Genomic DNA, 6,221 nt, shown 5'->3' on the forward strand with positions numbered 1-6,221 from the left:
CCCAGGCACTGTGCCCGCGTTGCCCTCACCCCACCCCTCTCCCGCCAGCGGGAGAGGGAGCGCGCCGCGCTCGCGGCTCGCGCATTATTTCAGATGCGAGTTGTTGCTCATGACTAGCCCCTCCGCCGTCGAACTCCATCAGGTCGCCCGCCGCTTCGTCACGCCATCGGGCGAGGTGCTGTCGGCGCTGGAGGATTTCGACCTGTCGATCGCGCCCGGTGAGTTCTGCGCCATCGTCGGGCCGACCGGCTGCGGCAAGTCGACGACGCTCGGGCTGATCGCCGGACTGGCGAAGCCGCAGGCCGGCCGCGTCACCTTGTTCGACGCGCCGGTCGATGGCGTCGATCGCCGCGTCGGCTTCGTGTTTCAGCAGGACGCGGTGTTTCCCTGGCGCAGCGTGCTGCACAACGTGATGGCCGGCCCGCTGTTTCGCGGCGCAGCCAAGGCGGACGCCGAGGCGCAGGCGCGCGACTGGATCGCCCGCGTCGGGCTGAAGGGCTTCGAGAACCATCATCCGCATCAGCTGTCCGGCGGCATGCGCAAACGCGTGGCGCTGGCGCAGACCTTCATCAACAATCCGCAGGTGCTGCTGATGGACGAGCCGTTTTCGGCGCTCGACGTCCAGACCCGCGAGCTGATGCAGGAAGAGCTGTTGCAATTGTGGGCGCAGGCCCGCTCCGCAGTGCTGTTCGTCACCCACGATCTCGACGAAGCGATCCTGCTGGCCGACCGTGTCGCGGTGCTGACGACGCGTCCGGCGCGGGTGAAGTCGGTGCACGCCATCGACCTGCCGCGTCCGCGCGACGTCGCCACGCTCCGCTACGACGAGCGCTTCATCGCCATCGCCCGCCGCATCAGCGACGACCTGCGCGAAGAAGTCCTGCGCGCGAGGGCGGGACAATGAGGAGGCATCGCGACATTCGGCATCGCCGCAACTCGCAGCTTCCTCACCCTGAGGAGCGGCGCCTTCGCCGCGGCTCGAAGGATGAGAGCCGCGCAAACTCGTGGTTCGATACGGCGCTGACGCGCCTTCTCACCATGAGGGCCTCGCATGGGACCGGCGACATGCGAGGAGCATGCTGATGGCTGATACGACAATCAGCAAGCCGGAGACGGACATCCGCGCCGAGCCGTTGGCGGTGCGGGTGCGGCGGCGGGCACGGCTCGTGCTGGCGCTGCGGCTGGTGGTGCTCATCCTGCTGATCGCCGGCTGGGAGCTCGGCGTCCGGTTCGGCATGATCGATCCGTTCTTCTTCGGCCAACCGAGCGGCATCGTGCTCAAGCTGATCGACTGGATGCAGAACGGCACCTCGATCGGCCCGCTGTGGCGGCAGGTGTGGGTGACGATCTACGAGGCCGGCGCCGGCTTTCTGATCGGCGCCGTGCTCGGCGTGCTGTGCGGCATCGCGCTGGGCCGCAATCACCTGCTGTCGGACGTGTTCTCGATCTACATCAAGGTCGCCAATTCGATCCCCCGCGTGGTGCTCGGCTCGATCTTCATCGTCGCGCTCGGTCTCGGCGCCGCCTCGAAGATCGCACTCGCCGTGGTCATGGTGTTCTTCGTGGTGTTCGCCAATGCGTTTCAGGGCGTTCGCGAGGCCGACAAGAACCTGATCGCCAATGCGCGGATTCTCGGCGCCAGCCCATGGCAGGTGACGACCTCGGTGGTGATCCCGTCGGCGCTGTCGTGGATTCTGGCGAGCCTGCATGTCAGCTTCGGCTTCGCCCTGGTCGGCGCCATCGTCGGTGAATTCCTTGGGGCCCGCGAAGGCATGGGCCTGTTGATCGCCACCGCGCAGGGCTCGTTCGACTCCAACGGCGTGTTCGCCGCGATGATCGTCATCGCCGTGGTGGCGCTGGTCGCCGAAGGGCTGCTCACCGCGCTGGAGAAGCGGCTGCTGACCTGGCGGCCGGAGGCCTCGGCTCTCAACGATTAGCGGGCGATGATGCCGGCTCGCCGGCGGCATCGAACGACGCGCGCTCAGTTCTGCAGGCGAACGGTGAGCATCGCCACGGTGGCGTTGTAGCTGCCGCCGACGACGTTGGAATCCAGCTTGTCGTAGCGGAGCTGACCCTTGACCCACAACGACCGGCTGAGCTTGTAGATCAGATTGCCTTCGACCGAATTGAGCCGGTCGGAGCGGCCGGAGCCCTGATAGTCGTAGGTCGCGTAGGTGAACTTGCCGATCCCGGTCAGCCAGCGACGGAAATCGTGATCGACCTCTGCCGTGTAGGTGCGGGTGAACACGCCCGACACGCCGGCCAGCGGCGATTCCGAAATCTGCGTGTCGGCGTTGAACTTCACCGTGGTCAGCGGCGTCATCGTCCACACCAGCGAGGCCGATGTGAGCAGGCCGCCGAGCTTCTCGAGCCGCGGGTCGACATAGCGGCGGGCCGCATAGCCGATCGAGACTTCGCCGGTGAGCAGCCTCGTCAGTTCGAAACTGGTGCCGGCCTTGGCGTAGCCGCCATCGGAGCCGCGCAGATATTGATAGCGATCGACCGGCACATCGTGCACCCGGGTGTCGCCTTCGATCTCGACGAAAGGCTTCAAACCCGGCTTCAGCTCGTAGCTGACCCGGCCGACACCGCCGTATTGATTGTAGTTGCGATCCTTGTTGGGGTAGCTGGTGCCGTCGGTGAGCTGCGAGTCCTGATAGACGGTGCGGTCGAAATTGCCGACCGCAGAGACCTGCAGACGATTGAACGTCTGATCGATGCCGCCGGAAAATCCGGTGGTGGTGAACAGCGGATATTTGGTGAGGCCGGCCTGAATGTTCGGGCTGCCCGGGTTATCGGTGCCGACGATCAACCGTCCCTGCCCGAGCAGGTGGGTGTCGCGGCTGACGTCGATGCGGCCGTCGACATGGCCGTTGAATTCCGGCCGGTCGAGGCTGATCGGAGCCGGCGACACCGTACCGGCCGGCGGATTGAAATCGTGGCCATAGCCGGTGAACGCGCCGCGCAGGTCCGCGACCAGCGCATGCCGTTCCCAATCCGAGGTGATCATCAGTTCAGGCGCGACCTTGTAGAAGCCGGAACTGCGCGCGGTGTTGGTACGTGCGGGATTGGAATCGTAGCCACCGCCGACCTCGAGCGCGCCTTTGATCAGGAAGCTGCCGGCATAATCGCCGACCGCACCGAACGGATCGTCGTCGCGCTTGAGCTGCCGGCGGGCCGGCTGGCCGGGGACGCGGCCGGCGAGCGCGGCCGGCACCGGCGGCTTGGCGGCGGTCAGCGACGGCGGCAACGGCCGCGCCGGCGGCGGGGCCGGGGTGACCATCGGCGATCCGGGCCCGACCGACTTCGGCCGCGGCGCACCGGGGTAATATTTCGGCTTCTGGCGTTTCCGGTTGAGCGCGTCGTAGGCGACGCCGGCATTGTCCAGGTCTGCGCTCCCGGACGGCGGCTGCAGCGCCGTGGTCGAGCTCGGCCGAAGCTGCGAGCCGCTGCCGTCGTCCTCGGGCTGCGTGAAGACGTTGCGGGCCCGCGACGCCGAGGTGGCCGATGTGCCCGGAGTCGGCCGCAGCGGCAGGTTCTGGGCGGCGACGAAGCCACCGCGTTGCGGATTGAGCAGATCGCTCGTCAGGCTCTGCGCCACCGCCGGAGTTGCACCGATCGCAGCGAGCGTCAGACATGCGGAGCCGGCGCACAAGCTGGCGCGAGAGCGGCGGCCCGGTGCTGAAGCCCACGTCACGACTATAAAAACTCCAACGAAATCAATCTTCTGGACCCACACGAGAGCGAACGCACCGCTCCTCATCGTTAATGGAGTTAAAACAATTATGGTTAAGGAGCGGTTGAGAACGGCGATGAGCCGGGACTGGCCGCGTCGCATCCCGGCCGGCGCCATGCTAGGAGAAGGTCCGGCCGCTTCGCGGCCCATGCCGGAGACCCTGCATGGCACTGTCCAAAACCCGCACCAAGATACCTGCAATGAGCGAGCAAGCTGCCGCCGCAATTCCCTCGGCCCTGCGCACCCTGGAAGCCGAAGCCAGCGGCGTCACGGCGCTCGCTGCGGCGCTGCAATCCGACCTCGGCGGCGCGTTCGGCGCGACCATCGACCTGATCCAGAACGGCAAGGGCCGGCTGATCATCACCGGGCTCGGCAAGTCCGGCCATATCGGCCGTAAGATCGCCGCCACGTTCGCCTCGACCGGTACGCCGGCGTTCTTCGTGCACGCCTCCGAGGCCAGCCACGGCGACCTCGGCATGATCACCGCCGACGACATTATCCTGGCGCTGTCGTGGTCCGGCGAGCAGCCGGAGATGAAGAACCTGATCAGCTACGCCAAGCGCTTCAAGATCGCGCTGGTGGCGATGACCTCCGATCCTGCCTCGACGCTGGCGACCGCCGCCGACGTGTCGCTGACGCTGCCGAAGGCGCGCGAAGCCTGCCCGCACAATCTGGCGCCGACCACGTCGTCGCTGATGATGCTGGCGCTGGGCGACGCACTGGCGATCGCGCTCTTGGAAAGCCGCGGCTTCACCCCCTCCGACTTCAGCGTGCTGCACCCCGGCGGCAAGCTCGGCGCGATGCTGAAATACGCCCGCGATCTGATGCACACCGGCGACGCCATCCCGCTGAAGCCGCTCGGCACCCGCATGTCGGACGCGCTGGTCGAGATGTCGGCCAAGGGCTTCGGCTGCGTCGGCATCATCGACAGCAACGGCCAGATCGCCGGCATCGTCACCGACGGCGACCTCCGCCGGAACATGCGGTCCGACCTGATGACCGCGACGGTCGACGAGGTGATGACCCGCAATCCGAAGACGATCAGCCCGAATCTGCTCGCCGGCCAGACGCTGGAGCTGCTGAACTCCTCGAAGATCACCGCGCTGCTGGTCGCCGAAGGCAAGAAGCCGCTCGGCATCGTGCATCTGCACGACCTGCTGCGGGCCGGGGTGGCATAGAATAGCCAGCAGAAACAGTTGCTTTAAGAGAATTAGAGATGGCTCTGCCCGAATCCCTACAGGGCGATCGGTGGACCGAAGCGATCGCAAGACGAATTTTTCCGATACTCGTTTGGTGCGCCACACATGATAAGAGGATCACTTATGGACAGCTTGATGAAGAGCTTCAAAGACGAGGATGGGGCCATCACGTCAATGTTGTTGTCTACGGGCACCCTGCGGGAGCAATAGGCAACTCGTTAATCGAATTCGAGCAACAAACAGGAAGAAAAATCCCACCCTTAAACTCCCTAATCGTGAACGCTTCTACAGGAATTCCGGGCTCGGGCTGCGACTACTATCTCAGCTTTTACTTGAACGACGCAGAGGAACGTCATCTTACTCTGGATGATAGGAAGGCAATGGCGGAGGAGACCATCCAGGAGGTCTTCAAGTTCCAGGAATGGCCTCAGATACTCCGCAAGTTTGGGCTACCCTCACTGAGTGGAGGCGTCCCTAGTTTAAAGAGCAAGCTAAAGCCTCGGGCTCCGAAGAAGACCGGCTGGTCGACCGGCCCGGAAAGCCAAGAACATAAGCGGCTAAAGGAGTGGATAGCTAGAAACCCTTCGAAGGTCGGAAAAAACGTTCCAAAGGTGAAAGGAAAGCTTGAATGGCTATTCGCTTCCGCCGATCGGGTCGACGTAATGTTTCAAGACAAGTCGCGTTCGGTGGCCGTCGAAGTCAAAGCCAGAAGCGCATCAGACGCTGAGCTTGAGCGCGGCATATATCAAGCTGTAAAGTACAGCGCTCTGATACGCGCCGAGTTGAAGGCTGCCCAGAAAATCCCCAATGGGAGCTGTGTTCTTGTAACCGAGCGCCCTCTTCCCAGCACATTAATCCAGCTTGCGGATTTATTGGGCGTCTATGTTGTGTCTGTGGACATTGATTGAACGAGCTGACGGGTCAGTCTGAAGGCCCAATCTGTTCGCCGGCCACACGCTTAAGCGCCTGAACTCGTCGAAAATCCCTCGCTGCTCGTCACGACTGCAAGAAGTCGGCCGGCATCGTGCATCTGCACGACCTGCTGCGGGCCGGGGTGGCGTAGGACAGTCACAGCTTTGGTAACTCGTCATGCCCGGGTTTGTCCCGGGCATCCACGTCCTCAAGCCGTGTCCCCTTCCGTGGATCGCCGGGTCAAGCCCTACGACATTCACACATCTGCTTTGTCTGTTGCGGGCGGCAGCTTTCTCTGACTCGATATCGGTCGCGGACGAGGAGGAGCAGATGGATGTTGGTTTGGGACGGTTCGGTGACCGGCGCCTGGAAAA

General features: G+C 64.2%; 5 protein-coding genes. 4 read left to right on the forward strand and 1 reads right to left on the reverse strand.

The window, feature by feature from the left end; translation table 11 throughout:
• The first annotated feature begins 109 nt into the window (after window positions 1–109).
• Window positions 110–904 (forward strand): ABC transporter ATP-binding protein, encoded by a 795-nt coding sequence (locus DY468_RS24160; protein WP_164608105.1) that lies wholly within the window; start codon window positions 110–112, stop codon window positions 902–904.
• Window positions 905–1,082: 178 nt separating this feature from the next.
• Entirely contained in the window at window positions 1,083–1,937 is an 855-nt protein-coding gene (locus tag DY468_RS24165) for an ABC transporter permease (protein ID WP_164608107.1), read from the forward strand.
• A gap of 44 nt (window positions 1,938–1,981) precedes the next feature.
• On the opposite strand, the gene DY468_RS24170 is transcribed toward DY468_RS24165, so the two are convergent.
• A complete protein-coding gene (locus DY468_RS24170) occupies window positions 1,982–3,697 on the reverse strand; it encodes an outer membrane beta-barrel protein (RefSeq protein WP_164608109.1) in 1,716 nt (571 codons plus the stop codon).
• Window positions 3,698–3,900: 203 nt separating this feature from the next.
• On the opposite strand from DY468_RS24170, the gene DY468_RS24175 reads away from it, so the two are divergent.
• Window positions 3,901–4,914 (forward strand): KpsF/GutQ family sugar-phosphate isomerase, encoded by a 1,014-nt coding sequence (locus DY468_RS24175; RefSeq protein WP_164608111.1) that lies wholly within the window; start codon window positions 3,901–3,903, stop codon window positions 4,912–4,914.
• Window positions 4,915–4,952: 38 nt separating this feature from the next.
• Window positions 4,953–5,843 carry a hypothetical protein gene (locus DY468_RS24180; protein ID WP_164608113.1) on the forward strand — a complete coding sequence of 297 codons (891 nt, stop codon included), beginning with the start codon at window positions 4,953–4,955 and terminating at the stop codon, window positions 5,841–5,843.
• Window positions 5,844–6,221 lie beyond the last annotated feature (378 nt).

The sequence above is a fragment of the Rhodopseudomonas sp. BR0M22 genome (assembly GCF_010907035.1).
Classification (GTDB): Bacteria; Pseudomonadota; Alphaproteobacteria; order Rhizobiales; family Xanthobacteraceae; genus Rhodopseudomonas.